At 73.0% G+C, this 26,151-nt stretch carries 25 protein-coding genes and 1 riboswitch; of the genes, 10 read left to right on the top strand and 15 right to left on the bottom strand.

Annotation, left to right across the window (positions count from 1 at the left end):
- Positions 1-94 precede the first annotated feature (94 nt).
- Entirely contained in the window at positions 95-604 is a 510-nt protein-coding gene (locus JYA75_RS16360; protein ID WP_081636941.1) for an SAV_6107 family HEPN domain-containing protein, read from the bottom strand.
- Positions 605-782: 178 nt separating this feature from the next.
- Here JYA75_RS16360 and JYA75_RS16355 point away from each other — a divergent pair, with 178 nt between their 5' ends.
- From JYA75_RS16355 to JYA75_RS16335, 5 genes are read left to right on the top strand one after another with little or no spacing between them, the layout of a single operon-like run.
- The gene (locus JYA75_RS16355) at positions 783-1,382 is read left to right on the top strand and encodes a GNAT family N-acetyltransferase (protein ID WP_029544191.1); all 600 of its coding nucleotides are present in this window, start codon (positions 783-785) and stop codon (positions 1,380-1,382) included.
- Positions 1,383-1,392: 10 nt separating this feature from the next.
- Positions 1,393-2,982: an NAD(P)/FAD-dependent oxidoreductase gene (locus JYA75_RS16350; protein WP_203329204.1), complete on the top strand. Its 1,590-nt coding sequence runs from the start codon at positions 1,393-1,395 to the stop codon at positions 2,980-2,982.
- Positions 2,979-3,782 carry a carotenoid biosynthesis protein gene (locus JYA75_RS16345; protein WP_006933385.1) on the top strand — a complete coding sequence of 268 codons (804 nt, stop codon included), beginning with the start codon at positions 2,979-2,981 and terminating at the stop codon, positions 3,780-3,782. The genes JYA75_RS16350 and JYA75_RS16345 overlap by 4 nt, the downstream gene beginning before the upstream one ends.
- A gap of 31 nt (positions 3,783-3,813) precedes the next feature.
- Positions 3,814-4,515 carry a DUF3153 domain-containing protein gene (locus JYA75_RS16340; RefSeq protein ID WP_006933384.1) on the top strand — a complete coding sequence of 234 codons (702 nt, stop codon included), beginning with the start codon at positions 3,814-3,816 and terminating at the stop codon, positions 4,513-4,515.
- 4 nt (positions 4,516-4,519) lie between these two features.
- Positions 4,520-5,656: a glycosyltransferase family A protein gene (locus JYA75_RS16335; protein ID WP_006933383.1), complete on the top strand. Its 1,137-nt coding sequence runs from the start codon at positions 4,520-4,522 to the stop codon at positions 5,654-5,656.
- Positions 5,657-5,664: 8 nt separating this feature from the next.
- Here the strand turns inward: JYA75_RS16335 and metF are convergent, their stop codons facing one another.
- The gene (gene metF / locus JYA75_RS16330; protein ID WP_029544197.1) at positions 5,665-6,573 is read right to left on the bottom strand and encodes a methylenetetrahydrofolate reductase [NAD(P)H]; all 909 of its coding nucleotides are present in this window, start codon (positions 6,571-6,573) and stop codon (positions 5,665-5,667) included.
- Positions 6,574-6,814: 241 nt separating this feature from the next.
- Between metF and JYA75_RS16325 the strand changes: the two genes are divergently transcribed.
- From JYA75_RS16325 to JYA75_RS16310, 4 genes are all read left to right on the top strand, one after another.
- Complete coding sequence (locus JYA75_RS16325; RefSeq protein WP_232334180.1) at positions 6,815-7,888, top strand: polyprenyl synthetase family protein; 1,074 nt, start codon at positions 6,815-6,817, stop codon at positions 7,886-7,888.
- Positions 7,888-9,420, top strand: coding sequence for a phytoene desaturase family protein (gene crtI / locus JYA75_RS16320; protein ID WP_029544201.1), 1,533 nt, complete (start codon positions 7,888-7,890; stop codon positions 9,418-9,420). Before JYA75_RS16325 ends, crtI begins: the two co-directional genes overlap by 1 nt.
- Before the next feature lie 116 nt (positions 9,421-9,536).
- Positions 9,537-11,135 (top strand): alpha-(1->6)-mannopyranosyltransferase A, encoded by a 1,599-nt coding sequence (locus tag JYA75_RS16315; RefSeq protein WP_050035366.1) that lies wholly within the window; start codon positions 9,537-9,539, stop codon positions 11,133-11,135.
- Positions 11,132-12,040, top strand: coding sequence for a phytoene/squalene synthase family protein (locus JYA75_RS16310; RefSeq protein WP_029544205.1), 909 nt, complete (start codon positions 11,132-11,134; stop codon positions 12,038-12,040). The genes JYA75_RS16315 and JYA75_RS16310 overlap by 4 nt, the downstream gene beginning before the upstream one ends.
- 10 nt (positions 12,041-12,050) lie before the next feature.
- Here the strand turns inward: JYA75_RS16310 and JYA75_RS16305 are convergent, their stop codons facing one another.
- On the bottom strand, positions 12,051-12,422 hold the full coding sequence (locus JYA75_RS16305; protein WP_241009807.1) for an Rv2175c family DNA-binding protein: 372 nt from the start codon (positions 12,420-12,422) through the stop codon (positions 12,051-12,053).
- Positions 12,423-12,681: 259 nt separating this feature from the next.
- Here JYA75_RS16305 and pknB point away from each other — a divergent pair, with 259 nt between their 5' ends.
- A complete protein-coding gene (gene pknB, locus JYA75_RS16300) occupies positions 12,682-14,700 on the top strand; it encodes a Stk1 family PASTA domain-containing Ser/Thr kinase (protein WP_029544209.1) in 2,019 nt (672 codons plus the stop codon).
- A 49-nt stretch (positions 14,701-14,749) separates the two neighbouring features.
- Here the strand turns inward: pknB and JYA75_RS16295 are convergent, their stop codons facing one another.
- The 12 genes from JYA75_RS16295 to JYA75_RS16240 form a co-directional block, all read right to left on the bottom strand.
- Positions 14,750-16,135, bottom strand: a complete 1,386-nt coding sequence (locus JYA75_RS16295) for a 3-deoxy-7-phosphoheptulonate synthase class II (RefSeq protein ID WP_006933364.1) — start codon at positions 16,133-16,135, stop codon at positions 14,750-14,752.
- 102 nt (positions 16,136-16,237) lie between these two features.
- A complete protein-coding gene (locus JYA75_RS16290; RefSeq protein ID WP_006933363.1) occupies positions 16,238-16,729 on the bottom strand; it encodes a polyadenylate-specific 3'-exoribonuclease AS in 492 nt (163 codons plus the stop codon).
- A gap of 52 nt (positions 16,730-16,781) precedes the next feature.
- Complete coding sequence (locus tag JYA75_RS16285) at positions 16,782-17,519, bottom strand: lysophospholipid acyltransferase family protein (RefSeq protein WP_006933354.1); 738 nt, start codon at positions 17,517-17,519, stop codon at positions 16,782-16,784.
- Between the two features lie 131 nt (positions 17,520-17,650).
- Positions 17,651-18,631, bottom strand: a complete 981-nt coding sequence (locus JYA75_RS16280; protein WP_203329203.1) for an ROK family protein — start codon at positions 18,629-18,631, stop codon at positions 17,651-17,653.
- Between the two features lie 13 nt (positions 18,632-18,644).
- Positions 18,645-19,052, bottom strand: coding sequence for a hypothetical protein (locus JYA75_RS16275; RefSeq protein ID WP_203329202.1), 408 nt, complete (start codon positions 19,050-19,052; stop codon positions 18,645-18,647).
- Positions 19,049-20,269, bottom strand: a complete 1,221-nt coding sequence (locus tag JYA75_RS16270) for an ArsA-related P-loop ATPase (protein ID WP_203329201.1) — start codon at positions 20,267-20,269, stop codon at positions 19,049-19,051. Before JYA75_RS16270 ends, JYA75_RS16275 begins: the two co-directional genes overlap by 4 nt.
- Before the next feature lie 32 nt (positions 20,270-20,301).
- Complete coding sequence (locus JYA75_RS16265) at positions 20,302-20,739, bottom strand: SRPBCC family protein (protein ID WP_006933347.1); 438 nt, start codon at positions 20,737-20,739, stop codon at positions 20,302-20,304.
- Between the two features lie 129 nt (positions 20,740-20,868).
- Positions 20,869-21,267, bottom strand: a complete 399-nt coding sequence (locus JYA75_RS16260; protein ID WP_203329200.1) for a polyketide cyclase / dehydrase and lipid transport — start codon at positions 21,265-21,267, stop codon at positions 20,869-20,871.
- Positions 21,268-21,344: 77 nt separating this feature from the next.
- On the bottom strand, positions 21,345-22,472 hold the full coding sequence (locus JYA75_RS16255) for a glycosyltransferase family 4 protein (protein ID WP_006933343.1): 1,128 nt from the start codon (positions 22,470-22,472) through the stop codon (positions 21,345-21,347).
- A 42-nt stretch (positions 22,473-22,514) separates the two neighbouring features.
- A complete protein-coding gene (locus tag JYA75_RS16250) occupies positions 22,515-23,843 on the bottom strand; it encodes a hypothetical protein (protein WP_029544220.1) in 1,329 nt (442 codons plus the stop codon).
- 58 nt (positions 23,844-23,901) lie between these two features.
- On the bottom strand, positions 23,902-24,948 hold the full coding sequence (locus JYA75_RS16245) for an NlpC/P60 family protein (protein ID WP_006933341.1): 1,047 nt from the start codon (positions 24,946-24,948) through the stop codon (positions 23,902-23,904).
- Positions 24,949-25,150: 202 nt separating this feature from the next.
- On the bottom strand, positions 25,151-25,732 hold the full coding sequence (locus tag JYA75_RS16240; protein WP_006932087.1) for a C40 family peptidase: 582 nt from the start codon (positions 25,730-25,732) through the stop codon (positions 25,151-25,153).
- 14 nt (positions 25,733-25,746) lie between these two features.
- Positions 25,747-25,914: riboswitch (cyclic di-AMP (ydaO/yuaA leader) on the bottom strand.
- Positions 25,915-26,151: the final 237 nt, after the last annotated feature.

Below are 26,151 nucleotides of genomic sequence, written 5' to 3'. Positions count from 1 at the left end.
TTCGAGTTCGATCACGGTTCCGAAGGTCCTGCGTATGACGGACCGACGACCCTGGCCCGGGCCGTCGAACGACCCGGGCTGCCCCCTGCACCGATCATGCGCTGCGCCGGTCGTCCCCCGACCTCGAATTCCCGGACGCCGACGGGTCGTCCGCGCTCGTCAGGTAGTCCTCCACCTCGTGGAGAAAGCGGCCCACCTCGTCGTAGAAGCGGCTCGCCTCGTCGGCGGGCACGGAACGCGTGACCCCCGCCTCGATCGCCGCGCGGGTGTCCGAACGATCGGCGAAGAAGTCCGCCCAGGCGGCGAACTCCGGCTCCGCGCGGGCCATGAGCACCCAGGCGTTGCGGGTGCGGGGACGCCGCGCCGGCCGCACCGCCCGCAACTCGGCGCCCGCGAGCACGGCGCCGGCACCGCGCAGGGCGGCGAGATAGGCCAGGTGGAATCGCTCGGACGGTTCCGGAGTGCCGGCGGCCGCCGAGAGCAGCTCGTCGGCACGGTCGAGCAATGTCGCGGCGCGCGACGACACCGGGCGGGCGGCGCAGTCCGATCGGCCGACGGCCCGCGGGCCGGTCGCACCCGACTGTGCGGTTCGTGACGTGACCATCACTCCGAACACCTCCTGCACCCCGCCGGGGCACCGGCCGGGTCACGGCCCCGGCGATCCGGCGATGTTCGCTTCCCTCGAACATCGCCGGATCCCCGGTATCGAACATCCGTTCGACGTATTCAATATAGCTGCACCTACCGACACGTCGTCAAGGGAAGGCGGTCCAGTCCCCGTCATGAGTACGGATGCGACCCCGCGGGGCGCGGCGCCGATCCTCGTCGATCTGTCCGCTGCCGAGTTCCGCGCGCGACTGCCCGAGGTGCTGCCCATCTACGTGGCCGCCATGCGATACCCGCGCGGCACCGAGTACCACCGCGCGCCCATGTGGTCCGAGCACTCCGCCCGGCCGGGATGGAAAGCTGTCGCGGCGGCACTGCCGGACGAACCGTCGAGGCTCGTCGCGATCGCCTACGGCTATCGCGGGTCGCCGCACCAGTGGTGGAATCAGCAGGTGCGGACCGGGATGCGCCACGCCGGCTACCCCCCGGAGACGATCGACGCCGTCCTCGGCGACTACTTCGAGCTGACCGAACTGCACGTGCGGCCGGACGCCCAGGGTCACCGCATCGGGGAGGCGCTCCTGCGCCGGTTGCTGAGCGACCGCCCCGAGCGCACGGTCCTGCTGTCCACTCCCGAGATCGCCGGCGAGGACAACCGGGCCTGGCGGCTGTACCGGCGATTCGGGTTCCGCGACGTCGTCCGGCAGTTCCGGTTCACCGGGGACGCCCGCCCCTTCGCCGTCCTGGGACGGGACCTTCCGCTCGAAGGTCCGTAGCGTGGGCGGGGTGATCGATGCCGTCGTCGTGGGTTCCGGGCACAACGCCCTGGTGAGCGCGTGCTATCTGGCCCGTGCCGGCTGGTCGGTGGAGGTGCTCGAGAAGGACACCGTGCTCGGCGGCGCCGTGTCGACCGTGGAACGCTTCCCGGGCCACGCCGTCGACCGCGGCTCGTCGGCCCACGTCATGATCCGGCACACCGGCATCGTCGAGGAACTCGAGCTCGCCGCCCACGGCCTGCGCTACGTCGACTGCGACCCGTGGGCGTTCGCGCCCGCCCCCGTGGGCAGCGACCGTCCGGGCATCGTCTTCCATCGTGATCTCGACCGCACCTGCCGATCCGTCGAGGCCGCATGCGGAGCGCGCGAGGCCGACGCCTACCGCCGCTTCGTGACGGTGTGGGGTCCGCGCAGCGCCCGGGTGATGCGCTCGTTCTCGGTGCCGCCGACCGGCCGGCACCTGCTGTCGTCCTTCTGGGGCCTCGACACCGGCAGTGGCGGCAGCGACCTCTCCCGGCAGTTCCTCACCACCGGCGACGCCCTGCTCGACGAGTACTTCGACGACGAGCCGCTCAAGGCCGCCCTCGCCTGGTTCGGTGCCCAGTCCGGCCCCCCGATGTCCGAACCCGGCACCGCCCCCATGGTCGGCTTCGCCGCGCTGATGCACACGCTGCCGCCCGGCCGCGCCGTCGGCGGAAGCGGCGCGCTGACCCGGGCCCTGGCCGCCCGCCTCGCGGTCGACGGCGGCGTCGTCACCCTCGGCGACGCCGCCGCCGAGATCCGCCGGGCCGGGGACGGCTGGGCGGTACGTACCGACTCGGGACGCTCCGTCACCGCGCGCACCGTGATCGCCGGCTGCCACGTGCTGACCACGTTCGATCTGCTCGAACGCGGCGGATTCGACCGCGCCCGCCTGAACGCATGGCGGCGCCGGATCCGCGTCGGCCCCGGCATCGGCATGGTGCTGCGCCTGGCGACCGACGCGCTGCCGCGGTACCCCAGCGGTCCCGCCGACGAGTCCGACGCCGTGCGGGGCCTGCAACTGCTCGTCGAGGACCGCGCCCGGCTCCGGCTCGCGCACGGCGCGGCACTGGCGGGGGAACTACCGCCGCGGCCGGCCGTGCTGGCCATGAGTTTCACGGCGCTCGATCCGTCGATCGCACCGCCCGGCGAACACCAGGTGACCCTGTGGTCGCAGTGGCACCCGTACCGGCTCTCCGGTGGCCGGCGGTGGCCCGCACTGGCCGAGTCGGAGGCGGATCGGATCGTCGCCGAGATGGAGCGCTTCGCCCCCGGCTTCGCCGGTTCCGTCCGGCACCGGCACATCCAGACCCCGCACGAGATCGAACGCGAACTGGGCCTGATCGGCGGCAACGTCATGCATGTGGAGATGTCGCTGGACCAGATGTTCATGTGGCGGCCGCTGCCGGAGCTGTCCGGGCACCGGGTGCCGGGTGCCGACGGGCTCTATCTGACCGGCGCGTCCACCCATCCCGGGGGCGGGGTCTCCGGCGCGAGCGGGCGCAACGCCGCGCAGCGCGCGCTCGCCGACGCCGGGGGTGGCCCCCTGCGCCGGGTGCTGGGGCGGTGGCGGCGATGAATCGCCTGCCCGCCGTTCTCGCCGGCGGCGCGATCGCCGCGCAGATCGCCTATCCGCTGACCACCGGCCAGGCCCGCGACGTCGTCACCGTCGCGGTGGTCACCCTCCTCGCGGCCGCCGGGCTCGCGCACGCTGCGGCGCGGCGCGGCCTCGCCTGGACCGCCGGGTTCTTCGTGATCACGGCGGGTGTCGGCTTCGCCTCCGAGGTCGTGGGGACCGCCACCGGATACCCGTACGGCTGCTACGCGTACGCCACCGACCGGCTGGGTCCCGCCCTGTTCGACGTGCCCCTCGTGGTGCCGCTCGCCTGGACCGCGGGGATGTACCCGGTCTGGTACGTGGCCTCGCTGCTCGCCCGCGGCGGGATGCCGTGGCCGGGCGGGAACCGCGAGCGGGTGACCCGTATCGCGCTCACCACGGTGGGGATGGTCGGCTGGGACCTGTACCTCGACCCGCAGATGGTGTCCGACGGACAGTGGAGCTGGTGCAACGGCGGCGGCCTGCCGGGCATCGAGCAGATCCCACTCACCAATTATCTCGGCTGGGTCCTCGTCGCCACGCTGATGGCGGTGGGGCTGGACCTGCTCGACCGGACCGGCCGGGTACACCCGGGCAACGACACCGTGCCGCTGGTGCTGTTCCTGTGGACGTGGCTCGGGTCTGCGCTCGCCCACGGCGTGCTCCTGAGCGCCCCGGAGCTGCGGTACTCGGCCGTCTACGGCTTCGCGGTCATGAGCGTGCTCGGCGTCCCGCTGCTGTGGTCGCTGCGGCGACGCGCCGGGGCAGGGGCTCGCGTCTGACACGTCCCCGCGCTCCTGGCACGATGGCGCTGTGCGCCTGCCCACCTCGCCCCGCTCCCGCCGACGGACCCTCTCGGCGGCGCTCCTGCTCCTGCTCGTCCCCGTGCTCGCCGGCTGCCTGCGGGTGCAGGCGACGATGGGGGTCTCGGCCGACGACCGCGTCTCCGGCCAGATCGTCGCCGCGACCATTCCCGCCGACGAGAACGACAAGGGACCGCAGCTGGTGGCCCCGGACTCGCTCGCCGACCGGGTCCGCGTGCAGGAGTACGACCAGGACGGGTACGTCGGCAGCCAGGTGTTCTTCAGCGATCTGAGCTTCGGCGACGTCCAACAGCTCGGGTCGATGTCCGACCAGACCTCGGGCACCTTCCAGCTCGCGCTGCAGCGCGCCGGAGACCTGGTGAGCGTCAACGGCAAGGTCGATCTCGAGTCGGTGCCCGTGCAGGGCACCGACGTCCAGATCACGATCGCGTTCCCGGCGCGGGTGGCCACGACCAACGGCACCCGTGAATCCGACTCGATCGTCACGTGGAAGCTGCCGGCCGGTGAGGTGAGCACGTTGCGCGCCGAGGTCCGCTACGCCGACCCGAACACCCGGGGATTCGCCGGCTGGGCGGGAATCGTCGCCGGCGTCACGACAGGCGTCGCCGCGATCATCGGGGTCCTCGCCTGGATGAACCGCAACCCCGCTCCCCCGCGGCAGCGCACACGCGGCGACGCGACGGCGTCCTAGGGCGATGCGGGCGCTGGTCGGGGTCGTCCGCGCCGGGGCGGCCGCCGCGACGCTGGGAGCTGCCGTCGCCGTCGTCAATCGCCTCACCCTGCCCCGGCTCGTCCCGGGTGGTGTGGTCGAGGAAGCGGTGACCGTGATCGTTCCGGCCCGCAACGAGGCCCGGCGCCTGCCGGATCTCGTCGCGGATCTGCGGGCCCAGCGGGGTCTGCGCCGGCTACGGGTGGTGATCTTCGACGACGACTCGGCCGACGGCACCGCCGAGGCGGCCCGGCTGGCGGCCGGGGACGATCCCCACGTCACGGTGATCCGCTCGACCGCGCCGCCGCCGCCCGGCTGGACGGGCAAGGCCGCGGCGTGCGCCCGCGCGTACGCGGCCACCGATCCGTCCGGCGTGGTCGTCTTCGTCGACGCGGACGTGCGGTTGGAGCCGGGCGCGGTGGCGGCAGCGGTGACGCTGCTGCGGGACCGGCGGGCCGACCTGCTCACCCCGTGGCCCTTCCAGCGGGCCGGCTCCGCCGCCGAACAGCTCGTGCAGCCGCTGCTGTTCTGGTCCTGGTTCGCGACGCTGCCGGTCGCGGTGTCCCACCGCTCGCGCCGGCCGTCGACCGCGGTCTCGTGCGGCCAGTTCCTGGTGTTCGACGCGCCGGCGTATGCCGCTGTCGGCGGGCACGTCGCGGTCGCGTCCAGTCCCACCGAGGACCTCGACCTCGCCCGGGCACTGCGCCGGGCCGGCCGGCGCACGATGGTGGCTGCGGCCGGCGACGTCGCGTCCTGCCGGATGTACGAGGGCGCTGCGCCGCTGCGGGCCGGGTACACGCGCTGGCTGTGGTCGGCGTTCGGCCCGCCCGCCGGATCCGCTGCGGTGCTCGTCGCCGCGGCGGCGACCTACGTGCTGCCTCCCGCGGCGGCTCTCCTCGGCCGCGGACCGGTCCGCGGCTGGGGGGTGGTCGGCACCGCCGCGGCGGTCGTCTCCCGGACCCTGGCCCGTGCGACCGAACGCGGCGGTGAGCCCGGCCCGTCCGACGTGGCGGCCGCACTCACCCACCCGTTCGCGGTGTGCGGGTTCGCGGCGCTGACGATCGACTCGCTCCGCGCGCGCCGCGCCGGCCGGCTCGGCTGGAAGGACAGGCCGCTGCCCTGACCGCTCGATCAGACCGCCGTCGGCACCGCGATGCCCAGGCGGGCCAGCACCTCGCGGGTGGCCCGGGCGAAATTCAGGGTGATGAAGTGCAGGCAGGGCGCACCCTCGGCGATGAGCCGCTCGGCCATCTCGGTGGCGACATCGATGCCCACCTCGCGCACGGCGGCGCGATCCTCCTCCGGGCCGTTCCCGGCGGCCCGGACGAGGCGCTCCTCGAGCGCGGCCGGCAGCCTCGACCCGGAGAGTTCGAGGCTGCGCCGCGCGGTACGCAGCGACGTGATCGGCATGATCTCCGGAATGATCGGCTTGGCGCCCTGCTCCGGGTCGTAGGCCACGACCCGGTCCCGCAGCCGCAGATAGTCCTCGACGTCGAAGAACATCTGGGTGATCGAGTACTCGGCGCCGGCGCGCAGCTTGTGGACCAGGTACCGCGTGTCGTGCTCGAGGTCCGGGGAGCGGTGGTGCCCCTCGGGGAACGACGCCACCCCGACGTGGAAGTCACCGAGGTCGCGGACCAGCCGAACGAGTTCCTCGGCGTACTCGAGGCCCTCCGGATGCCTGGTCCATTCTCCCAGCGGGTTGCCCGGCGGGTCGCCGCGCAACGCCAGGATGTTGGTGATGCCGCGATCGGCGTATGCGCCGACCATGGCGCGCAGTTCGTCGATGCTGTGCCCGACGGCGGTCAGGTGCGCCACCGGCAGGAGCGTGGTTTCCTGCGCCAGCTGACCGGTGACCCGGACGGTGCGGTCGCGGGTGGAACCGCCCGCTCCGTACGTCATCGACACGAAGGCCGGGCCGAGGCGCTCGAACTCGCGCACGGCGCGCCACAGGCGCGCCTCCGCGTCGGCGTCGCGCGGCGGGGAGAACTCCACCGAGAACGGGATCCGTGCGCCTCGGGGCGCACGGAATCGGTCCACCACCGACGGCGTACGGGATTCTCCGCCGCCGTCCGGCCCGCTGTCGGAATCGAAAGTCACCCGACCAGCATAGGGGCACGTCGGAGCGGGCCGAACCGGGGCAAGCCCCTCGACCGCCGGATAGGGTGGGCTCGGGTGTGCCCAGCGCCTTTCGGGCTCGATCCGTGGCCGCACCCACCGTCGCCCGACGGGCCCGTCCACACACGACCAGGAGGACGCCCTGTTCACCGGATCCGAACCCGTGCCCGCCGCCTTGTTCCCCGATCTCGTCGAGGGCGCCCTGCGCGACTTCTTCGTCTCCCGGATCGAACTCGTGGAGCCGATCGGCGGCGGCTACCCCGAGGCCGTCACGGCACTCGAATCGTTCGTGCTGCGAGGCGGCAAGCGGGTACGCCCGGCGTTCGCGTGGAACGGCTGGCTCGGGGCCGGCGGCGACCCGTCGGGGCTCGACGCGCCCGCGGTGCTGCGGGTCTGCTCCGCACTCGAACTGGTACAGGCCTGCGCCCTGGTGCACGACGACATCATCGACGCGTCCACCACCCGGCGCGGCTTCCCGACCGTGCACGTCGAGTTCGCCGACCGGCACCGCGCGTCGGGCTGGCGCGGCCGGCCCGAGCAGTTCGGTGCCGCCGTGGCCATCCTCCTCGGCGATCTCGCTCTGGCCTGGGCCGACGACATGGTCCGGGAGGCGGGACTGGAGCCGGCCGCGACCGCGCGGATCGCACCGGTGTGGTCGGCGATGCGCACGGAGGTCCTCGGCGGGCAGTTCCTCGACATCGCCGGAGAGGTGTCGGCCGACGAGTCCGTCCCCGCGGCGATGCGGGTCAACCGGTACAAGACCGCCGCGTACACGATCGAACGGCCGCTGCACCTCGGCGCGGCCCTCGCCGGGGCCGACGACGCGCTGATCACCGCCTACCGGGAATTCGGCACCGACATCGGGCTCGCCTTCCAGCTTCGCGACGATCTGCTCGGGGTGTTCGGGGATCCGGAGGTCACCGGCAAGCCGTCCGGCGACGACCTGCGCTCGGGCAAGCGAACGGTGCTGTATGCGCTGGCCCTGGAATCCGCCGACGCCCGTGACCCCGGCGCCGCGCGGTTGCTGCGCGAGAGTATCGGCTCGGACCTGTCCGACGCGGACGTGGAGAGGCTGCGGACGGTCATCATCGAGCTCGGGGCCGTGGAGCGGGTGGAACGCCGCATCGCCGCGCTCACCGACACCGCGCTGGCGACCCTCGACGCCTCGGGCGCGACGGACGAAGGCAAAGCCCGCCTGCGGGCGGCGGCGCTCCACGCGACGCGGCGGGCCGCGTGATGCGCACCGTGACCGGCGCGGAGCGGGTCGTCGTCGTCGGGGCCGGACTGGCCGGGCTCTCGACCGCGCTGTACCTGCTCGGTGCGGGCCGCAAGGTGACCGTCCTCGAGCGCGAGGCGACCGTCGGCGGGCGGGTGGGTGTGCACGCCGGGCCCGGATACGAGATCGACAACGGGGCCACGGTGCTCACCATGCCGGAGCTCATCGCGGACGCCCTGGCGGCGGTCGGCGCGGACTTCGAGTCCGTCACCCCGGCGGTGCGGCTGCGACGGCTCGCCCCCGCGTACCACGCCCGGTTCGCCGACGGCACGACCCTGGACGTGCACACCGATCCGGACGCGATGGTCGCCGAGGTCACCCGGGTGTGCGGCGCCGAGGAAGCGCAGCGCTACCTGCGGCTGCGCTCCTGGCTCGCCGAGATCTTCGACGCCGAATTCGACCGGTTCATGGCCGCGAACTTCGACTCCCCCCTCGACCTGGTCGCCTCCCCCGCGGCGGCGCGCGACCTGGCGACGTTGCTCCGCCTGGGCGGGTTCGGCCGGCTCGGGGCGCAGGTGAACCGCCGGATCACCGACCCGCGGCTGCGCCGGGTGTTCACCTTCCAGGCGCTGTACGCGGGCGTCGCGCCCGCGCGGGCCCTGGCGGTGTACGGCGCCATCGCCCACATGGACACCTCCCTCGGTGTGTACGCGGTGGAGGGCGGCATGCGGGTGCTGGCCCGCGCCATGGCCGACGCGATCGTCGCCGCCGGCGGCGACCTGCGCCTCGGCACCGAGGTCACGGGCCTCGACTTCGACGGCCGGACGGCCACCGCCGTCCGCACCGCCTCGGGCGAACGCGTCCCGTGCGACGCCGTGGTGCTGAGCCCGGATCTTCCCGTCGTGGACACGCTGCTGCCCCCACGCCGGCGACGACGCGTGCTCGCGTCGCCGTCGGCCGTGGTGCTGCACGGAAGCGTGCCGTCCGCCGTCGCCGCGCAGTGGCCCGCCACGCACCACCACACCATCGACTTCGGTGCGTCGTGGGAGGAGACGTTCGCCGAGATCAGCGCGGGCCGGGGCCGCGGCCGGCTGATGAGCGACCCCTCGCTGCTGATCACCCGGCCGGCGCTGAGCGACCCGGGTCAGAGGTTCCTCCGCGACGGCGTGTCGCACGAGCCGCTGTCGGTGCTCGCGCCCTGCCCCAATCTGGACAGCGCCCCGTACGACTGGTCCGCTCTGGCCGACCCCTACGCGGCAGAGCTCCTCACCGTCCTCGGCCGGCGTGGATACGGCGCCGTCGCCGACGAGTTCCGCATCGACCACATCGACACCCCGGCCACTTGGCAGGCCAGGGGCATGCTTGCGGGCAGCCCGTTCTCCGGGGCACACGTCTTCCGGCAGACCGGACCCTTCCGGCGACGGAACCTGGATCCGCGCCACCCCAACGTCGTGCTCGCGGGATCCGGAACCGTGCCGGGCGTGGGCGTGCCGACGGTCGTGCTGTCGGGCCGGCTCGCCGCCGAGCGGCTCGGCGTCCGCGCCGCGCGGTGAGCGGTGGACCGCCGGCGGCCGCGGCTGAACTAAACTGTCACCTCGTTCACCTGTCCGCCCGCGCCGCGCCCGGGCCCCGCACCGTCCACGACTTCCCGGGGGAGGAACTCGCAACCATGTCGTCCCCTGCCCCTTCCGACGCTGCACCACAGCATCCGTCGAAACCGCAGCCTCCGTCGGAATCGCAGCCGCCCGCCTCGCCGCCCGTGCGGAGCAGACCCGGCGACTTCCTGCGAAGCCCGGCCGGCAACGCCGGCCTGCTGGGTGCGCTCGGCGCCGCATTCGTCACGTTCGGTGGCTTCGGTGCGGGCAGCGTCCGGCGGGAGGACCCGCTGCTCGAGGACCTGTACCTGTCCTGGTTGCGGTTCGGGCACGGCCTGCTGCTCTCGACGATCCTGATCTGGGCCGGCGTCCTGTTGATGATCGCCGCCTGGGTGCGGCTGGGCCGGAGCACCCTCGCCGGGCACGTGACGCTGCGCGAGCTGTGGACGGTGCTGCCCATGTGGGTGGCGCCGCTGCTGGTGGCCTCGCCGATGTTCAGCCGCGACGCCTACTCCTATCTCGCCCAGGGGGCGATGCTCCGCGACGGCTTCGACCCCTACCTCGACGGTCCGGTCGTCAACCCGGGCGTCCTGCTGGACAACGTGAGCAACGTGTGGAAGACGACCACCACCCCGTACGGTCCGGTGCATCTGCTGCTCGGTGCCGGCATCACGTCGCTGACGGGGGACGACGTCGTCACCGGCACCTGGTTGCTGCGACTGACGATGCTGCCGGGACTGGTGCTCACCGCGTGGGCGGTGCCGAAGCTGGCGCGCCGGCTCGGCGGCAACCCCCGCATCGCCCTCTGGCTGGCAGTGCTCAACCCGCTGATCCTGATTCATCTCATCGGCGGTGTCCACAACGAGATGCTGATGGTCGGTTTCATGATCGCCGGCATCGTGCTCGTGCTGGAGGGCCGGCACGTCGGCGGCATCGCACTCGTGTCCGTCGGTGCGGCCGTCAAGGCGTCGGCGGGCATCGCCCTGCCGTTCCTGGTGTGGATCTGGATTCTGCACGAACGTGACCGCGCCCGGGCGCAGGGCCGCGAACCGGCCGCTCCGATCGTGCTGTTCGTGAAGACCGCAGGCGCGGGGCTGCTGGTGTTCGCGGCCGTGTTCGGAGCGGCTTCGGCGCTCGCAGGCGTCGGTATCGGCTGGCTGACGGCCCTGTCCGGCTCCTCGAAGATCATCAACTGGCTGTCGCTGCCGACGATCATGGCGCACGCGGTCACGTGGTTCACGCCCTGGCAGCTGGGGTCCATCCTCGACGTCACCCGCATGCTCTGCGCCGTGGCCCTGGGGGTGATCATGGTGGTGACGTGGTGGCGGTTCCGGCACACCGAGCGCGACGCCGTGCTCGGGATCGTGATCACGCTGACCGCGATCACGGTGCTCTCGCCGGCCGCCCTGCCGTGGTACTACTCGTGGCCGCTCGCGGTGGCCGCGGGCTTCGCCCTGTCGACGACCACGTTGGCAGTGCTCGTAGGCCTGTCCAGCTGGCTGATGTTGATCTTCAATCCCGACGGCTCGATCGGCATGTACAACCTTGCCCACGTGATCCTGGCGATCGTCATCTCGGTGATCGCCGCCGTGTCGCTTCGCACCGTCGACCCGCTGCGGCTGCGCGCGCGGCGCGAGCCGCCGATCACCGCCGTCTCCCTGGATCCGAGGTGACCGTGACCGAGACCGACGCGGGATTCCGCTACTGCGAGGAGCTGGCGGCCACGCACGGCCGGACGTACTACCTCGCCACCCGCCTCCTGCCCCGCCCGCGACGGTCGGCGGTCCACGCCCTCTACGGGTTCGCCCGCCTCGTCGACGACATCGTCGACGTGACCGCGGTCGACGACCCGGCCGGCGCGGCGCTGCAGGTGACCGCGACGGAGCGCCGGCTGCACGCCGCGCTCGCCGGTGATCCCGGACCGGCGGACGCCACCGGGTTGGTGGTCGGGGCGCTGGCCGAGACGATCCGGCGCTACGACCTGCCGCTGGACTACTTCGAGGCGTTCGTCCGGTCGATGCGCATGGACATTCCCGGCACGCCCGAGTTCCGGGCCCGCTACGACGACATGCCGCAACTGCGGGAGTACATGTACGGCTCCGCGGCGGTCATCGGGCTGCAGTTGCTGCCGGTGTTCGACGTGGCCGACATCGACGCCGCCGCACCCTACGCCGCGGCGCTCGGGGAAGCCTTCCAGCTCACGAACTTCATCCGCGACGTGGGTGAGGACCTCGATCGGGGGCGCACCTACCTGCCGGCCGACACCTGGGCCGCGTTCGGGGTGGACGTCGCACTGCTCGAGCACGGCCGACGCACCGGCGGGAGCCCGGATCCGCGGGTGCGCCGGGCCCTGGCCCACTTCGTGGCGCTGACGCGCGCGGAGTACCGCCGCGCCGAGCCCGGTCTGGCGCTGCTGCCGGACCGGATCCGGCCCGGCATCCGCACCGCCTTCGAGCTGTACGGAGGAATCCTCGACGAGGTCGAGCGCAGCGGGTACCGCGTCCTCGACGTGCGCGCCGTGGTCCCCACGCGGCGCCGTGCGCGGGTCGCGCTGACACAGCTGGTCCGCCTGCGCTGAGCCGCCGGAGTCAGAAACCGAGCGCCTGCGCCCGGCGCATGACCTCCCGCCTCGCGTGGGTGTGCATCGCCGCCGCCGGGGAGCCGCCCGCGAGCGTGTCGTCCTCCCGGAACATCCAGTTCAGGATCTCGTCGTCCCGGAATCCCCCGTCGTGCAGCACCGCGATGAGACCGGGGATGCCCGTGAGGATCCAACCGTCGTCGTCGAAGAACGCCGCCGGCACGGCCAGCACGCCGTCCCGCTTGATCGCCAGCAGCTGGCGGTCGCGCAGCAGCTGGTGGACCCGGGTGATCACCAGGCCGAGCTGCTTCGCCACGTCGACCAGTTGCAGCACGGGTACGGAGCGGTCGAGGACGTCTTCGCTGTAAGGGATAGCACTCACGCCGCTAACGTTATCGGGTTCGCGGCGGCTGCCACGACGGGCCGTCGGGTGATCACCGCGGCGAGCCGCGCAGTGTCACCGCGGCGAGCCGCGCACGTGTAACCGCGGCGAGCCGCGCAGTGTCACCGCGGCGAGCCGCGCACGTGTAACCGGGTGGTTCGTGCGCTGGCTACGATCGACAGAGGCGCACCCGACGGCCCGACCCGTCGCACGCCGCACCTACGCAGGAATCGACGGCATGAACACGGGGGTACACCGGGTGAGCTCTGGAGGCGACCGCCTGATCGGCACGGTGCTCGAACGGCGCTACCGCATCGAGGCACCGATCGCCCGTGGCGGCATGTCCACCGTGTACCGCGGCACGGACCTGCGGCTCGACCGTCCGGTAGCCGTGAAGGTCATGGATCCGCAGTTCGCGGCCGATCCTCAGTTCCTTGCGCGGTTCGAGTTCGAGGCGCGGTCGGTGGCCCGGTTGACCCATCCGGGTCTGGTGGCGGTGTACGACCAGGGGCAGGACGGGGACCATGTCTTCCTGGTGATGGAACTCGTCGAGGGCGGCACGCTGCGCGAACTGCTGCGCGAACGGGGCCCGATGCCACCACACGCGGCGGCCGCCGTCGCGGCGCCGGTGCTGGGGGCGCTGGCGGTGGCGCACCGCGCCGGCCTGGTGCACCGCGACGTCAAGCCGGAGAATGTGCTGATCTCCGACGCCGGGGAGGTGAAGATCGCCGACTTCGGGCTCGTGCGCGCGGTCGCCGCGGCGACGACGACGTCGCGCAGCGTCATCCTGGGTACCGCCGCCTATCTGTCGCCGGAGCAGGTGACCACGGGCACCGCCGACGCGCGCAGCGACGTGTACGCGACCGGGATCCTGCTGTTCGAGATGCTCACCGGGCGCACCCCGTTCACCGGCGACACGTCGCTCTCGGTGGCCTATCAGCGGGTCGACAGGGATGTCCCGGACCCCGGTTCCCTCATCGACGGGGTCCCGGAGCAGTTCGACGAACTGGTCCGGCACGCCACCGAGCGGGAGCCGGGTGAGCGGTTCCCGGACGCCGCGGCGATGGCCGCTGCGCTGAGCGAGGTCTGCGACGTCCTGGCGCTGCCCCGCTACCGGGTGCCCGCACCGCGACGGTCCGCGCAGCATCTTTCGGCCGTCGCGGAACCGGCGACGGCCGCGGTGGATCCTGCGCCGCCGACGGTGGCGGTGCGCGCCGCGGCCCCACCCTCGCGGCCGCTGCCCCCGCCCGCGATGCCGCCCGGACCGGCGGCCCAGCTCGCCCCCGTGGGCCCGCAGCACACGAAGGTCGTGACCCAGCAGCACCCGCGTGCCGAGTTGTCGGGGCCGCAGGCCGAGCCTGCCCGGGTCCCGGTCGCCGATTTCGCCGCCGAGCGCCGACGTAACCGGCGGACGACGCTGCTGTGGCTGCTGGCGATCCTGGTGCTGGCCCTGGCCGTCGGTTTCGGCGGATGGTGGCTCGGGTCCGGACGGATGACCACCGTGCCCAGCGTGCTCGGAGCCGATCGGGACACCGCGCTCGCGGCGCTGCAGGCGGCCGAGGTGACTCCCGAGGTGCAGGGCGAGTACTCCGACGACGCCTCGGTCGACACCGTGCTCGGTACCGACCCGGAGGCGGGCAGCCGGGTCGCCCGGGGTGACGAGGTGGTGCTGCTCGTCTCGCTGGGCCGGCCGACCGTGCCCACCATCGTCGGGGGCGGCGACCGCGACGTGGTGGAGCAGGAACTGCGCAACCGGACCCTCGTCCCCGTGGACGGCGGCACCGCCTACAGCACGGCCGTCGAGGAGGGCGGGGTCGCGGCCCTCGATCCGGCGCCCGGCACGGTCCTGCCGGTGGGAGCGGAAGTCAAGGTGATCGTCAGCAAGGGATCACCGCCGGTGGATGTGCCCGACGTCGCGGGCCGCACGGTCGACGAGGCCCGGCGGGCCCTGGACACGGTCGGCCTCACGGTGCGCGAGACGCGGGAGGTGTTCGACGCGGAGGTCGACGCGGGACGGGTGGCGGGCACCGACCCGGCGGTCGGGAACCGGGTCAACGCCGGCGGTAGCGTCACGCTGCTGGTGTCGAACGCGGTGAAGGTGCCCTCGCTGCTGGGCCGCACGGTCGCCGCGGCACGCGACGAGCTCGGCCGGCTGGGGCTGGACGTGGAGGTGCGCCAGTTCGCGGGCTCCGACCGTTCGGTGGTGATCGGTCAGAGCCCGGGCGCGGGCGACCGGGTCGAGCCGGGCGGCACGGTGACTCTCACCGCACTGCCCTGAGGCCCCTGACGACCCGGAAGGCCCCGGGACCCGGCCGCTCCGCGGAGGGTCAGCCGCGGAGCATCTCCGCGACCAGGAACGCCAGCTCGAGCGACTGCTGGGTGTTCAGGCGCGGGTCGCACGCGGTCTCGTAACGGCCGTGCAGGTCGATGTCGGAGATGTCCTGTGCGCCGCCGAGGCATTCCGTGACGTTCTCACCGGTGAGTTCGATGTGGATGCCGCCGGGATGGGTGCCCAGGGCGTTGTGCACCTCGAAGAAGCCCTGCACCTCGTCGACGATCCGGTCGAAGTGCCGGGTCTTGTACCCCGTGGACGCCTCGTGGGTATTGCCGTGCATCGGGTCGCACTGCCAGATGACCTGGTGACCGGTCGCCTGCACCTTGGCGATGATCGGGGGCAGCAGATCTCGCACCTTCGCGTGCCCCATCCGGGAGATGAGGGTCAGCCGGCCCGGCTTGTTGGTGGGATCGAGCCGCTCGACGTACTCGGCCGCCATCTCGGGTGTGGTGCTGGGGCCGATCTTCAGGCCGATCGGGTTGGCCAGCAGCTCGGCGAAGGCGATGTGGGCGCCGTCGAGCTGGCGGGTGCGGTCACCGATCCACAGGAAGTGCGCCGACAGGTCGTAGAGCCGGGGGTGCCCGTCGGTGTTGTCGAGCCGGAGCATGGCCCGCTCGTAGTCGAGGACCAGCGCCTCGTGGCTGGCGTAGATGGTGGCGGCCTTCAGGTTGGGATCGACGACGCCGCACGCGTCCATGAAGCGCAGGCCGCGGTCGATCTCGGAGGCGAGGGCCTCGTACCGCGCGCCGGCCGGGGAGGATGCGACGAACTCTCGGTTCCAGTCGTGCACCCGGTGCAGGTCCGCCTCGCCGGCGGCGGTGATGGCCCGGACCAGGTTCATCGCGGCGCTGGCGTTGGCGTAGGCGCGGATCAGCCGGGACGGGTCGTGCGCACGCACGGCGGAATCGGCGACCAGTGAGTTGATCATGTCGCCCCGGTACGACTGCAGCCCGAGCGCGTCGATGTCCGACGACCGCGGCTTGGCGTACTGTCCGGCAATCCGCGCGACCTTCACGACCGGCAGCGACGCGCCGTAGGTCAGCACGACGGCCATCTGCAGCAGCGTGCGGATGTTGGCCTTGATGTGCGGCTCGGTGTTGTCGGCGAAGGTCTCGGCGCAGTCACCGCCCTGGAGCAGGAAGGCCTCACCCCGCGCGACCGCGGCGAGGTGGTTCTGTAGGTCCTCGACCTCGCGGGCCACGGTGATCGGCGGCACGCTCTCGAGCACGGTACGCATCGCCGACGCCTGGTCCTCGGGCCAGCTCGGCTGCTGCAGGGCGGGCTTGGCCAGGGCCGCGTCCAGCCTTTCGCGCAGCTCGGCGGGGAGCGGCGGAAGGGTCGGCAAGCGGTCGATCGGCACATCGACAGTCCAGTTCACACCACCAGGATATGGCCCCGGCGCGACGAGGGACACGCACCCCCGGGTGGGTCGATGCCACACCCCGTCCCGCCGGCCCGCCCGGCGGCCGCGGCACCCGGTTCAGCGGTACAGCCGCGCGGCCTCGATCGCCTCGAACTTGGCGAGGTTGTGGCGGGCATCGGCGAGGGCGTCGTGGTTGTCGTCCGGCACCGGCGGCAGGGGGGGCTTGCCGTGCTGCTCCCAGTGCTGGCGCAGCTCGCGGGTGAATTTGGGCAGCGCGTCGGGCAGTTCCGGCATGGTTCCCCAGAGCTGGACGAGCGCGACGTGATCGTAGGCCCCGAGCCAGGCCCACAGCTCGGGCTGGATGCCCGGCCGCGGGATCAGGAAGGACATCAGGTCGTCGCGGATGCGGGTCCGGGACTTCCAGGCGGGATGCGCCGGGGGCGGCAGCTTCGGCAGCACGTGCCGCCGCACCCAGGGCCCGGCCCGCTCGGGGTCGAACTCCGTCGACACCGCATAGAATTCGCGCCCGTCCTCGCAGGCGACACCGATCGACACGAGCTCGATGGTGCGACCATCCTCGATGAACTCGCAGTCGTAGAAGTAACGCACGTGCGCACATTATGCCCGGCCGCGGCCGGGCGGGTGTCGCCGGTATCCGGCGTCAGCCGGCCTGCGTGTCGGGCAGGCGATCGGCGTCGGCGGCCGTGGCGGCCGCATCCTGTTCGGCGGGCCGGTTCTTCAGGGAGGCCGCGTAGATGTCGACGTATTGCTGGCCCGACAGGCGCATCAGCGCGTACATCACCTCGTCGGTGACGGTGCGCTCGACGAAACGGTTGCCGCCCATGCCCTCGAAGCGGGAGAAGTCGATCGGTTCCCCGATCCGGACCGTCACCTTGGCCGGCTTCCACATCTTCGACCCGATGGGGTTCATCTCGTCGGTGCCGATCATCGCCACCGGGATGACCTTCACGCCGGTCTGCAGGGCCAGCCGGGCGATACCGGTCTTGCCCTTGTAGAGGCGGCCGTCCGGCGACCGGGTGCCCTCCGGGTAGATGCCGAGCAGCTTGCCCTGGGAGAGGACGCGGACGCCGGCGTTGAGGGCGTCCTGCGCGGCGTCGGCGCCGGTGCGGTCGATCGGGACCTGCCCGACCGCGGAGAAGAACCAGCGCTGGAACCGGCCCTTGAGCCCGGGGCCGGTGAAGTACTCGCTCTTGGCGAGGAAGGTGATGCGCCGCGGTACCACCAGGGGAAGGAAGAAGGAGTCGAGGACGGCTTTGTGATTACTGGCGAGGATCGCGGGGCCGTCGGTCGGGATGTGCTCCGCCCCTTCGATTTTCGGCCGCCCCATGAGCCAGAGCAGCGGCCCCAGCAGGACGTACTTGAAAAGCCAATACCACATGGCGTCCTTCCCCGTCTCCGAAACGCGCAGGCAGATCGTGCCTGCCGGTCGACTCTACGACGGCGGGGTGTCGCCGTGCACACCGTGGCACGCCGCGGTCCCGCCTCACAGCGATGGACGTGACGATCATCTCAGCCGCCTGGTCCGTTTCGTCCGGACCGGGACGATTCGCGGGCGAGGTCGGCCGCGCCCACCAGGCCGGCGGCGTCGCCGAGGTGCGCGGCGCGGACCCCGGCGAGCGGCCGGTGACCACGCCCGGTCAGGGCCGCCGCGTAGTGACCGCGGGCGTCGTCGAGGAACAGAGACGCCGACCCCGACACCCCACCCGCGATGACGACCAGGTCCGGGTCGTAGAGGTCGGCGACCATCGCCAGGCCCAGCCCGAGCCAACGGGCGAACTCGGCCATCGCCGCGACGGCGAGCGGGTCGCCGTCCTGCGCGGCCCCGGCGATCCGTCGTCCGGTCAGCGCCCCGGGATCCGCCGCGACGTCACGGGTGAGCGGGGAGGACCGGTCCGGGTCTGCCGCGAGCAATTCGATCGCCGTGTCGACCAGCGCGGTGCCGCTGCAGTACCGCTCCCAGCAGCCCCGCTTCCCGCACGCGCAGGGCCGCCCGTCGGGAACCACCTGCAGGTGCCCGAGTTCGGGGGCGATGCCGTGCGCGCCCCGGAACGGCACACCGTCCAGGAGCAGGGCGGCGCCGATGCCGGTGCCGACGGCCACCAGCACGGTCGTGCGGACACCGGCGGCCGCACCGAACCGGTACTCGGCCCACGCCGCGGCGTTGGCGTCGTGCTCGAGGATCACCGGCAGGCCGATCCGCGCGCTCATCCGCTCGGCCACGGGCACGTCCGCCCACGGCAGGTGCGGGGCGAAACGGACGACGCGACGGTCGGCGGTGAGGAATCCGGCGACGGCGAGCCCGACGGCGGTGACCTCGTTGCGTCCCGCCAGGCGGGCGACGGTGCGGTCGAGGGCATCCTCGAGGGCGCGGCCCGAGTGCGGGGTCGGCGACCGGACGGTGTCGACGACGGAACCGGTGCCGTCGACGACGGCCGCGCGAATGCTGGTGCCGCCCACGTCGATTCCGATCGTGAGTCGATCCGTGCTCACGGTGTGGACCCGATCAGCGCCGGATCGTGACCGAGATCGGCACGAACGCACCGCTGCGGCCGGGAGCCGGGGGCGGGGTCTGCGGATCCGGCCCGTCGGGGCCGGCCCCTGGGGGCGGAAGGTACCGGGCGAGCAGGTCCCGCAGCAGGGCGATCAGGGCCGCGATCTGGGTGGCGAGGCGGGTGAGGAGCTCATGTGGCTCGCCCCGCACCGCGGCCGCGACGGCGCACAGCGGGCACCAGCTGCATCCGCTCGCCGCCGAGGCGGGCGCGGCGGCCGCGTCCCCGGTCGTCGCGCCGGGCGCGGGCCGGGCGGGCGGTGCGGGTTCGGCGAATCGCTGCACCGTCTGCTCGAGTCGGTCGAGGACGGCGTCGGCCAGCGCCCGCAGTTCGGCGACGAGGACGTCGTGATCGGCGCTCACTGCGGCCACACCGCGGGATCGGGACGGAACCGCACCAGCAGGTCGGATCCCTCGAACTCGGCGCCGGAGACGGTGCAGCGCCGCAGACCGGACGCGAGCCGCACCCGGCGGCGCATCCCGTCGGCGCCGATCACCAGGTCGTCGTCCACCCGGCCGAGTGTCAGCGATGCCGCGTCCGCCAGCGGCAGATGCATCCGCATCGTGTACACCGCATCCACCCCTGTCCCCGATTCGCGCTGTACCCGCACCGGCTCCACGCCGGAATCCTCCGGCGTATGCGGCGCCACGCCATCCGGGTACAGCGACTCCGCAAGCGCCGCCAGAGAGACCAACCCTACCGGTTCGGTGCATCGCTGCTCGCACTCGACCACGGCGACGGCGCCGAGAATCGTCGCGATCTCCGCCACGATCCGGCGCTGCCCTCCGCGCTGCTCGGCGAGCCAGGTCGCGGCGGGCCCGGCCTCGTCCGCCGGGAAGTCCGGGACGGTCCGATTGACGAGCACGCGCGCCAGCCGCAGACCGGACAGGGCCGTCCAGGACCGCAGCCGCCGCGCCTCCGCGACGCCGAGTCGATCGGCGGTGGCGACGAGGTGGACCGAGGTGCGGGAGTGGTCGGCGAGCAGGTCCCGCACGGTCGCGGTGTGGTCGACGACGCGGTCGACGAGCGCCACGACCAGGGCCAGACGCGGGTCGGCACCCGTCGCCGCGACGATGCGGCTGTGCCGGGGCCAGATCCGCTCGATGTACTCCGACACCGTCGCCGGCGCGGCGAGCGTGCGGAAGGCGTCCGCGGAGGCGGGGAGGTCGACGATCACCGCGTCCCAGCGTCCCGTGTCGGCCAGGCGGGCCACCTCGCCGACGGCGAGGATCTCCTGCACGCCGGGCAGCCCGGTGACTTCCTCGGGTGCCGGGATGCCGAACCGGTCGCCGTGCTCGTGAGCGCCGCCGGCGGCGGCGAGCGCGGCCAGGAGCGCGAAGCGCTGCTCGAGCAGGGCGAGCGAATCGATCTCCAGCGCGTCGAGGCCGTCGGTGACCGGGACGATGCGCGCATCGACGGATCCCGGCGTCGCCGGGTCGACGGCGAACACATCCGCCAGCGAGTGCGCCTGATCGAGGGAGACCACGAGCGTGCGAACCCCGGAACGAGCCGCCGCGAGGGCGGTCGCCGCCGCGAGGGTCGTCTTGCCGGTGCCCCCCTTGCCGACGAAGAGCTGCACGGCGGCGGGGCCGGGCCGCCCGGCGTGCCCGCTCAGCCTTCCACCCGCTTCTTGAGTTCCTTCAGCGCGGTGTCGGTGATCACCTTCTCGGCCTTTCGTTTGAACAGGCCGATCATCGGGATGGTCAGGTCCACCGTCAGCTCGTAGTACACGGTGGTGCCGCCCTCCGGCGCTTCGGTCAGGATGTAGGAGCCGAACTGGGCCTTCTGGATCTCGCCCGCGACGAGCTCCCAGCTGACCGATCGGCCGTCCGGGGCCCACTGGTAGACCAGCTCGTAGGTGTCGCGCACCACCCCTGCGTCGAGCACGAACCGGACCCGCTCCGCGCGTCCTCCGGACTCGACGGCGAGCACTTCCACGGACTTCGCCGCCGAAACCCAGGCGGGGTACGCGTCGAAGTCGGCGATCACGGCCATCACCCGATCGGACGGAGCATCGATGGTGATCGACCTCTTGGTCTTCTCGGCCATGCGACCAACGCTTCCTTTCCCTCTGTCCCCGCCGTCCGTCCCACCGGTCGGCGCACGCGGGAACCGTTGTCTATCACACCGTAGTAGTTCCGGGGAGGGCTCGTCGCCTGCAGGTGCTCGGCCGTCGGATCAGGGATTTCCGTCCCGGGGCGGTTCGCCGGCGGCGCGGCCCGCATCCAGTCGCCGTTTGACGTCGAAGGTCATGGCCTTGCCGGCGACGCGACGCCGGTGGTTCATCGTGGCGAGGTCGAGTCCGCCCACCCGCTCCGGCGGCACCCCGGTCGGTTCGCAGTGCAGGAAGTAGTGCACGATCGCGCCGTCGAGCATCGGCTCGAGCCAGACCTCCATCGTGCCGTTCAGCGCGCCGGCGACCGACCACCGGATGCCCTTGTCGGCCCGGTCCTCGCGGACCGTCAGAGCCAGGTCGGGCCACCACGCACGCCAGCGGCGGGGCTCGGCGATCTCGGCCGCGATCCGCCGCGGCGACGCGGCGACGAAGGTCTGATCGGCCACCTGAATGCTGCTCACGGGGAAAGCTTCACACACCGCCGGTTCCGGCTCGTCCAGGGGGCCGGGTCGGTCGGGCGCGCGGGCCGGTCGGGGCGTCAGGCCAGCAGGCGCCGCAGTTTCGCACCGAGCACGTCCCACCGCCATTCGGCGCCGACCCAGGCGCGGCCCGCCGCGCCCATCGCCGCCGCCCGGTCGCGGTCGGCGAGGACGTCGGCGACGGCGCCCGCGACCGCCGCGACCGACGTGCCGTCGACGACGACCCCGGTCTCCCCTGCGCGTACGGTCTCCGGCGCACCGCCGGACCGGCCCGCCACCACGGGCACCCCGGTGGCGGACGCCTCGAGGTAGACGATCCCGAGACCCTCGACGTCGAGGCCGGCGCCGCGCGTACGGCACGGCATCGCGAACACGTCCGCGATGGTGTGGTGGGCGGGGAGTTCGGCAGCCGGCACCCCGCCGGTGATCACGACGTGGTCGTCGACCCCGACCGCGCGGACCAAGTCCCGGAGGCGGTCCTGGTACGGGCCGCCGCCGACGATCACGAGCACCGCCCCGTCGATGCGACGGCGGACCTCCGGCAGCGCACGGATGAGCATGTCCTGGCCCTTGCGGGGCACGAGCCGGGACAGGCACAGCACGGTGGGCCGGTCGCCCAGCCCGTACCGGGCGCGCAGTTCCGCGCGAGCGGCGGGGTCCGGCCGGAACACCTCGGTGTCCACGCCGGAGGGCAGATGCTCGAGCCCCGCGCCGGGCCCGAACGCCGAGGCGAATCGACCGCGGGTGTACCGGCTGACGTACGTGACGGCGTCGGTGTGGTCACCGATGCGGCGCAGCGCCTGCCGTCCGGCGGGCACCATCGACCAGCCCACCTCGTGCCCGTGGGTGCTGGCCAGGACCCGGCGGGCACCGGCGCGGCGCAGCACGGGCGCGAGCAGGGCGAGCGGCGCCGCGGCGCCGAACCACACGTTCTCGCAGGCCCGGTCGCTCATCAGCCGGGTGGCCCGCCGTGCCACTGCGGGGGTCGGCAGCATCAGGGTGGTGGGGTGGCGGACAACCTCGAAGGGTTGCCGGGCGTCGAACTTCACGTGGCTGTCACCGCGCCATCGCGGGGCGTACACGACGAGTTCGTCCGGGGGCAACTGGGACGCGAACGCCTGCAGGTAGGACTGGATCCCCCCGGGCCGGGGCGGAAAGTCGTTGGTGACCAGCAGCGTTCGGGGCATGCGCTCACCGTAGGCGGTGCCGTGGCGGGCGCGGACGCCGGGTCAGCCGACCCGGGCCGGCACCTGCGCCTCGAGCCAGGTCTGCCATCGGGCGACGAATTGCTCCGCATCCGCACCGAGCACGTCGCCGAGCGCGGCGTCGAGTTCCGCGGCGTCGACGGGCCCGGTGGCCAGCCGCCGGTACAGGGCGGTGAGACGATCGCCGCCGAACTCCCCGGCGACGAACGTCGCGATCGACCACGCGCTCTCGTACGCCAGACGCGCACCGTCGCCGGCGAAGTCGGCGTCTGTAGGCAGCGCGGTGGGCGCCCCACGCTCGGCGACGGCGGCGGCGAGGGTGGGCGCGATGACGCCGAGGGCACCGTCGGCGTTGCGGTAGCCCACGTAGTCGGCGTAGCCCTCGAGGATCCACAGCGGCGACCCGTCGACCGTGTCGGTGCGGGCCGCGACGTGGGTGAGTTCGTGGCGCAGGATCGCCCGCAGGCCCGCCGCGTCCAGCCGCTGCCCGGCGGCGGGGCTGAAGACGATGCGCTGGCCGGTGGTCTCGCCGCGCTCGTGGTCGACAGCGTCGGACACGGCGACGGCGGCGATCTCCGCGCCGTTGTAGCGGCTGCCGACCTGGGCGGTGAACTCGTCGTGCGAGGCGGTGACGAGCACGAGGGCGCGGCGGGGCCACTCGGTTCCCCACGCGGCGTCCACGGCCTCCACCGCGGCCTCGAGTTCGCCGGCGATGTCCGAGACGAGGGACGAGTGCTCGGGGTGCCCGACGACGAGGGACCGCCCCCCGGCCCCGGTGTCCACGGCCCGGACCAGCAGCGGTCCGTAGTCCCACGGCCCCCGCCAGGTGGTGGTCTCCGCACCCGGCAGCGGGCGGTCGTCGACGAGGCGCCACTGCTCACCCCGGCGGGCGAGGAGCAGCGTGACGGGCTTGCGCGTCGGTTCGTCGTCGATGCCCTCGACGGCGTAGCGCAGCAGGACGGTGTGGGCGCGGGCCTCGTCGGCGCCGAGGCGGGCCCCGACGTCGTCGGTCACGTCGGTTCCGGGGTCCTGGCCGAGCTCGTAACCGAAGTCCGCCAGCGGCAACGCGGCGAGGGCCTCAGCGCGCCGCACCTCCGCGTCGAGCAACCCCGGGCGGGCCTGCGGGTCCACGAGGGCCGCCAACGCCGCCCGGTCGGCGGAGCGCACGGCCCGGGACCAGGTGTCGAGCAGCCCCTGCACGGCCGTGCGCGACGCCGGTTCGGCCGGCTCGTCGTCGGGCGTGAACGCGAGCGTGAGGCCGACGGCCACGACCGCGACGATCAGCCCGGCCACGCCGAGTCGCTCCCACCGGCGGCTGCCGGGGGGACGGCGGGACGAATCGGGCGCGGGCACGGCGGCCAGTGTAGGTCGCGCTCACACCGGCACCGTGGGGGTGGCGGCACGACGGGCGTCAGTACCGGCGGGCGTTGTGGAACGGCATCCTGTCCATCGGGGCGACCTTGACGGGCACGCCGTACGTGGAGGCGTGCAGGACGTTGCCGTTGCCCGCGTACAGCCCCACGTGCGAGGCGTCGTCGTAGAAGGTCACGACGTCGCCGGGCTGGAGCTGGTCGCGCGGGACGGGGGTGCCGCCCTGGGCCTGGGCCTGGCTCGAGCGCGGCAGGCTCTTGCCGATCTGCTTGTAGGCCCACACCACGAGGCCGGAGCAGTCGAACGCGGAGGGGCCGGTGGCCCCCCAGCTGTACGGGCTGCCGATCCTGGTCATGCCGGCCTGCAGGGCACCGCTGCCGCTACCGGGGGCGAGGCCCGACAGGATCTTCTCGGCGTCGAATCCCGGCGGGAACGGCGCGCCGGCCAGCGTGGCCTTCTCCTCGGCGCTCAGCTCGGCGAAGGCGGCGAGCACCTCGTCGATCTGGGCCTCGAGCTCGCTCTGCTGCCGCTGCAGATCGTCGCGCACGGCTTGCGCCTGCTCGGCGGCGGCACGCGCCTCGTCGACCGAGCGCTGGGACGCCAGCGCCGCCTCCGCGGCGGCCGACGACGCGGTGCGGAATCCCGCGACCTGGTCGGCGGTCTCCTGGGCGATGACGTCGAGTGCCGACATCTGGTCGAGCAGCTGCTGGGGTGAGTCGCTGACCATCAGGGCGAACAGCCGGTTGGTGCGGGCACCGCGGTAATTGGCGACGGCGAGCTTGTCCACGGTCGGGCGGAAGACCGCGAGTTCTGCTTCCGCGGCGGCCAGCGCCTCGCGGTCGCGGGCCAGCTCCGCGTCGGCGGCGCGCTGGGCGTCGACCTTCGCGTCGAGATCGATTCCGGCATTGTGCAGCGCCTCGGTGGTCTGCTCGGACTTGCGCGACAGCTCGGCGAGCCGCTCCAGGGCGACGGTGGGGCTCTCCCCCACCGGGTCGGCTCCGGCCGGGGCGGCCGCGAACGCCACCGTCAGCAGCACTCCGATTGCCACCAGCGCCCGAAGCGACCGTTTCGTCCTGTCCACCACCACGGGACCAGGTCCTTTCGTTCGACGTTGCGCACCCGTTACCCGAAAAATCTCGATCAGGTTACGGAAGGGCATTGGTTCGTGTCTACCCACCGGTAGGTCACGCAGCGCCGGGTAGGCGAATCCCGGAAAACCGGCGGGGGCGGACCGGCATCGACCGGTCCGCCCCCGCTGCGCCACTGCGTGGCAGTCGTCGAGTCGTCGCTCAGTAGCGACGGGCCCCGTCGACCGGCATCGAGTTCACCGGGGCGACCTTCACGGGCTGGCCCGAGGTCGACGCGTGGATGACGTTGCCGTTGCCGATGTAGATGCCGGAGTGGCTGCCGCCGTAGAAGGACACGACGTCGCCGGGCTGCAGCGCCGAAACGTCCACGGCGCGACCGGCGGAGGCCTGCTCGTAGCTGGTGCGCGGCAGGTTCAGGCCGGCCTGCTTGTAGGCCCACTGCACCAGGCCGGAGCAGTCGAAGGCGTCCGGGCCGGCGGCGCCGTAGACGTACGGGGCGCCGAGCTTGGTGTGAGCGGCGTCCACGGCGCGCTGTGCGACCGAGGTGACCGGCGCGCTGAAGGGCGCGGCCGGCGCCGGCGCGGCACCCTGCGGGGCCGGCGGGACGAGGTTGGTGACCTCCGGCGGGAGGGTCACACCCGCCGGCAGCTCGAACGAGCCGACGCCGGGAATGGTGATCGGTTCCGCGAGGGCGGGACCCGCCGAAACAGTGACCGCGCCGAGAGCGAGGGCACCGGCGACGACGGCGCGCCGCACGGTGCGCTTGGAAATCTGAGACGCCACGAGGGGGTTGCTCCATTTCTTCCGTTCGTCCGCCGACCGAGTTAGCTGACGGGTTCGGGCTGGGAAGATCAGCCCTACCCCTCGTCCCGCTGGCGCGGTCGGAGGGGATTCACCCCAGAGGACAACGTGGGTCCCCGGCTCGGGCACCCGCTGCGGGTGCGCCGATTAGGCGGTGACCGAGCGGCGTCTCCCCTCTGGTGGTTCGACATCCTCACCGCTTGGTCTCGAAAAGATTACGAAATCGCATCGGAGGATGTCGACCGTCCGCGCCGGAGACGCCGCGGATTGACGGGTATGTCCGATTCGGGTCCGACGGCCCGGCCCGTTCGATCACGGAAACATAACGGTCGGTTCGGGACGCGGCAGGCCCGCGGCCGCTCCGGGCGCCTCCGGCGGCCTGCGCCCGGAACCCGTCGCGT

The sequence above is a fragment of the Rhodococcus sp. PSBB066 genome (assembly GCF_017068255.1).
GTDB lineage: Bacteria > Actinomycetota > Actinomycetes > Mycobacteriales > Mycobacteriaceae > Rhodococcus > Rhodococcus aetherivorans.
The sequence above is the reverse complement of the archived record's forward strand: the minus strand, read 5'-3'. Positions and strand labels throughout refer to the sequence as shown.

Excerpts from the sequence above, each read along its gene's own strand:
- JYA75_RS16335 (WP_006933383.1), top strand. The coding sequence starts at position 4,520 with ATGCGGGCGCTGGTCGGGGTCGTCCGCGCCGGGGCGGCCGCCGCGACG.
- JYA75_RS16345 (WP_006933385.1), top strand. The coding sequence starts at position 2,979 with ATGAATCGCCTGCCCGCCGTTCTCGCCGGCGGCGCGATCGCCGCGCAG.
- JYA75_RS16285 (WP_006933354.1), bottom strand. The coding sequence starts at position 17,519 with ATGTGGTATTGGCTTTTCAAGTACGTCCTGCTGGGGCCGCTGCTCTGG.
- JYA75_RS16265 (WP_006933347.1), bottom strand. The coding sequence starts at position 20,739 with ATGGCCGAGAAGACCAAGAGGTCGATCACCATCGATGCTCCGTCCGAT.
- crtI (WP_029544201.1), top strand. The coding sequence starts at position 7,888 with ATGCGCACCGTGACCGGCGCGGAGCGGGTCGTCGTCGTCGGGGCCGGA.
- JYA75_RS16315 (WP_050035366.1), top strand. The coding sequence starts at position 9,537 with ATGTCGTCCCCTGCCCCTTCCGACGCTGCACCACAGCATCCGTCGAAA.
- JYA75_RS16355 (WP_029544191.1), top strand. The coding sequence starts at position 783 with ATGAGTACGGATGCGACCCCGCGGGGCGCGGCGCCGATCCTCGTCGAT.
- JYA75_RS16360 (WP_081636941.1), bottom strand. The coding sequence starts at position 604 with ATGGTCACGTCACGAACCGCACAGTCGGGTGCGACCGGCCCGCGGGCC.
- JYA75_RS16255 (WP_006933343.1), bottom strand. The coding sequence starts at position 22,472 with ATGCCCCGAACGCTGCTGGTCACCAACGACTTTCCGCCCCGGCCCGGG.